The sequence below is a fragment of the Acidimangrovimonas sediminis genome, assembly GCF_002871005.1.
In the GTDB taxonomy this organism is placed as follows: Bacteria; Pseudomonadota; Alphaproteobacteria; order Rhodobacterales; family Rhodobacteraceae; genus Acidimangrovimonas; species Acidimangrovimonas sediminis.
In genome coordinates this window covers 1-4,305 of sequence record NZ_PHSN01000061.1, presented here as the reverse complement: position 1 = coordinate 4,305, position 4,305 = coordinate 1, and the positions used below count along the sequence as shown (strand labels likewise).

The following is a 4,305-nucleotide window of genomic DNA, read 5'->3' as shown; positions in this document are numbered from 1 at the left end:
GAATAGACGAGAAAAGGGCTTCTCAACATCATCCGTAGACGAGAAAAGGGCTTCTCAACATCATCCGTGTCAAGCTCGATCCGGCCATCGGTCAGGAACAGGCATAGGCCGTCCCAGTATTTGGCGATGTATTTCAGGGCCTCGCCCAGGGGCGACTTTGTCGCGAGACGGGCAAGGTGGTGAGTGAGCCAGGCCTCAACGTCGGCGATGATCGGTGCGTAGCGCTCCTGTCGAGCAGCGCGGCGTGCCGCGGGATCACGCCCCCGGATCTCGGCCTCGATACGATAGAGGTCGCCGATACGCTTCACGCCCTCTTCGGCGATCGGCGCCGAGCCGGTGCGGGTGATCTCGACCAGCTTGCGTCGGGCGTGCGCCCAACAGAAAGCCATCCGCGCCCAAGCTTGCCGTATGTAGCGCGCGCGTTTCGAGGCCCTCGCTGAAAAGCTATGGCGTCAGCATGCGCCCCGCGCTGATGGAACACGAGACGACAGGCAATTTCTCAAGATAATAGAAAATCTATTTCCACTTCGGAGGGACGGTTAACCGTTTGCATACCCTGCTTTCGGATAGAAAAGCTGGATGCGTTGGCAATACGGATCATCCCAATGTTTTCAGAACAAAGGCTTCTGATAAGGCCTGCGCACGTGATCTGAGGTTCAGCCAGCGTGCCGTTCGAAACCGCCGGGTTACAACGAATGGACAGACCTCTCCGAAACGGGCATTCGAATTATGTGGAAAACTTCAAATCAGATGACGACGCGGCGCTTTTGATGCATAGTATGTGGGTCACCGTTAGAACAGCACAGGTGACATCATGCAGAAAATCTCCACCGACAACCTTGAGCAGATGCGCAGGCAACTCGCGGCGCTCGAGCCGACGACGCCCCGCGAGCTTACCGCCCGCGAGGCGGTGCGCGAGCTGCTTCCCGAACTGAAAGCAGCCCTCGACCGCGGAGTCACGGCCGCCGAACTGATCGGATCCGTCCGCGCACTCGGGCTCGACATTGCTCCGTCGACGCTTCAGTCGTATCTGCGCCAATTTCTCAATGACAAGAAAACGCAAAAACCCAAAAAGAAAACGATCGGGGGCAGGCACGTGATCCAGAGCACCTCGCGCAATCCCGATCCGACGCACGAGGCAGCCGATCTGATCGCGGACGGGGCATCCGGGGCATCGACCGACTCCGAAGCCACACCAGACGCCATCATGCACCGCTCTGTGAGTGAGTGATCCATGGCACGGGCGGGTGATGGGAAACTGCGGTCGGAGAAGCGGAAGGCGGCGCATGTCATCGCCTTCCGCGTGACCGCCGAGCAACTCGACCGGGTAAAGCGGACTGCCAACGCCTGGGGATATGAGAACCACACCGAATTCGCGAGGGATATCGCACTCCGGCAAAATGCCGTTCCCCAAAGACCACTGGCTCAGGTGCGAGCGCGCCTGGCCAAGATTCACAATATTCTCGAAGAGTCTATGCGCAGTTCGGTGGGCACAAACAAGGCGCTTCACGAAATACTCGAAGCCATGCAGGCAGAATTAAGAATAGTTTTCAGAGCTATTTCCGGGGATAAATGGCAATGATCCCGAAGATCATCCAGAGACGCACATACGACCATCAAGGCCGCGACGCTTTCGCGGCCACGATCACCTATGCGGTCGAGAAGGCGTCCGGTGTCGAAACGCGACATGTTGTCGGAGATTGGCACGATGCGGCGCGCCAGATGCAGCAGACGGCGGAGCTCGGAAGACGACAGACCAGCCGGGTCTTGTACCACATCTCGCTCTCTTGGCCGGAACAAGAGCGGCCTAGCCACAAACAGATGTTCGACGCCGCCGATCAGGTCATCGCGGCGCTCGGCGCGCAGGATCATGAGGCCGTCTTGGCGATCCATGACGATACCGGAAAGCGGCACATTCATATCGTTTTGAACCGCTTCCACATGGCGTCGGGCAGATTGCTGTCCACCTCGAACGATTTCGCGATCCTCGAACGTGCCTGCCGTGAAATCGAGATTGCGCAGGGATGGTCGGCGGACCGAGGACGGTTCGATGTCCGGCTCGACCGGGATCAAAATGTTACACTCGTGCAGAAGCCCGCCGTTCACTGGAAAAGAAAGGCCGAACATCGCGCCGCCGGGCTTCGATCACAGGGAGAGGCGGAACGTCGCAGAAGCCGGGGAGCGATAACGCAACCCTTGTCAGCACGGCTCAGCGCGCCATTGAAAAGCAGAATACGCCGCGCTCTGGATACCGCGCAAGACTGGTCAGACGTCACGACCAGGCTGGACCAGCTGGGCCTGAGTCTGCGCCCATTTGGTAGCGGCGCGCGCCTCTACGTCGACCACGCCGGTGATCATATGCGCGCGTCAGCCCTTGGGGCACCCTACAGCGGCGGCAAGCTGACGAAGCAGCTTGGAGACATCCCGCAACACGTCCCGCGCCGCGCGCGCCTCCACCTCGAGAAGGCACCGGCAAAACTGAGGATCGAAGGTTGGTCGGGAATGCCGGAGGCCGAGCTGTTCTCGACACAGTCCGTCCGGAACGGAAGACAGTCGCAAGTATTCACGCGGATCACCGCGAACGAGAGAATACTCCGCCACATCGAATACATTGCTCTGCGGGACATCCCGCGCAGGATCGTGCTGGTGGGCGGCGCGCACATTGAGGACCTGGGAAGCAAGATAGTCGCTACAAATGCCGACATGCCCGAAATCGCCGCCTTCATCATGATGACAATTGCCTACGGTCATGGCTGGACGACAATCCGCGCCATCGGTCCGGGCAGCTTTTGCAGGGCATGCGCAAGAGCCGGAGACGGCCTCGCGATCAAGGTCGAAGGATTTGACGCGCCACCCAAGAAGACGATCGAAGGCGCCACAACGACTTGGCTCGAGCGGAGGGCGAAGCAACACGCGCAGACCAAAACTCAGCGCGACCAGATCGCAGCGCAGAAGCGCTGCATCAAAGAGGACTACGCTGAATCCGAGGCCGCACTCAAGGCCGCATTCGGCAGCGCCCGCGCCCCTGTGGTGCAAGCTCTGCGAGGGGCTCTGAAAGCCCAGCATGCGGATAAACTCGCTTCTGCCGGCGATGCACGCAAAAGCAAATTGCGGCTGGCGCCACTGGATGCCGCCGCAATCATAACCGCGTCCCCGGGCATACTGAAACTCAGGCGGAAGAAAGAAATCGAAGACCAGTTCAGTCAGACGGGCATCCTTGACCATACGTCGATCCGACAACTGCTGGAATATTGCAGAATATCAATGGTCGGCGAGGCCTCGGACGCGGATGCGACAGAATCGCGTGCTATTGATCATCCCCTCTTGGGGCCACTGCTGCCGCACATCAGCAGCACCGGTGCCGTGGTCGGTCACGAACGCGCACGGCCGCAACGCCGAGATCCGCTCGTCCCGGGCGGGCGGCGCGGCCTCGGCATCTTCCACCTGCCGTCAGAGCCATGTCGCGTAATGATCTTTGAGAGCTTTCCCGACATTCTTCGAACAGCTTCGAAGATGGAAAACCTGGACTTTGTTGGTTTGGTGAGCGTCGCAGGCGAGACTCCGTGCCCAGACGCAAAGATCTGCCTTCGGAAACTAAGAGCACGCGGATGCCAATTTGAAGTGGCGCCTAATCCTGAAACTAAGAACACTCAGCGGAAACCGACTACGAACGAGCCGGTCGGCCCTGATGACCCGAGTTCTGGGCCATAGCCCGCCATGAAGCCGTCATTAGTTGACCGCAGCGAACTGGCAAGCGATGTCTGAGCTAATGGGATGGCATTCGAGGCCCGAGCTATGCAAACCTAACCCGGTGTCCACGAAACCGGCAGCAGCTCAGCCAGACAGACCCGAACGCAAGCGGGCTCGACCTGTGGTTGAATAGTCAGAGATCACCCAGAATGGGAAAGGTTGCCTAACAGCGGCGAGGCCGGGTGCGGCCCATTCCGGTCATTGGCCAAGATCGCCATTGCCGCAGCGCGGCTTCCCCACACCGGACCTTCATGGCACGGCGCAGCATAGTCTAGGGCCCCAAGGTCAGCAGTGCGGTCCTTCCTGCCATTCGCTGCAACGTCTCGATCTGTGCCGCGCTTGAGAGACGTTTTGCCGAGGGCGGGTTCCGGACCTTCGCCGCGAATTAAATATTGCATGTACGCCACGGGAGAGGACCGCCTGGCGGGGATGTGGCTTCAATGCCAAATCCGACCTTATGGCAGGCCCTAAGTTCACTCCCCAGATCGAGATTCAAACGATCTTGGCGGTCCGTTTTACCCGACGAACGGCTCTGTTGCGCAAATCCCTGCAGGG

General features: G+C 59.6%; 3 protein-coding genes and 1 pseudogene. 3 read left to right on the top strand and 1 reads right to left on the bottom strand.

Going from position 1 to position 4,305, the window contains the following annotated elements; translation table 11 throughout:
* Positions 1-392, bottom strand: a pseudogene (locus CVV76_RS24270) (IS66 family transposase); the annotation flags it as partial.
* A gap of 422 nt (positions 393-814) precedes the next feature.
* On the opposite strand from CVV76_RS24270, the gene CVV76_RS24265 reads away from it, so the two are divergent.
* Genes CVV76_RS24265 through CVV76_RS24260 form a run of 3 tightly spaced genes read left to right on the top strand, consistent with a single transcriptional unit; the run spans position 815 to position 3,711 of the window.
* Positions 815-1,231: a hypothetical protein gene (locus CVV76_RS24265; RefSeq protein ID WP_102227263.1), complete on the top strand. Its 417-nt coding sequence runs from the start codon at positions 815-817 to the stop codon at positions 1,229-1,231.
* 3 nt (positions 1,232-1,234) lie between these two features.
* Positions 1,235-1,582: a hypothetical protein gene (locus CVV76_RS24860; RefSeq protein WP_146010394.1), complete on the top strand. Its 348-nt coding sequence runs from the start codon at positions 1,235-1,237 to the stop codon at positions 1,580-1,582.
* Positions 1,579-3,711 carry a relaxase/mobilization nuclease domain-containing protein gene (locus tag CVV76_RS24260; protein ID WP_158243246.1) on the top strand — a complete coding sequence of 711 codons (2,133 nt, stop codon included), beginning with the start codon at positions 1,579-1,581 and terminating at the stop codon, positions 3,709-3,711. Before CVV76_RS24860 ends, CVV76_RS24260 begins: the two co-directional genes overlap by 4 nt.
* Positions 3,712-4,305: the final 594 nt, after the last annotated feature.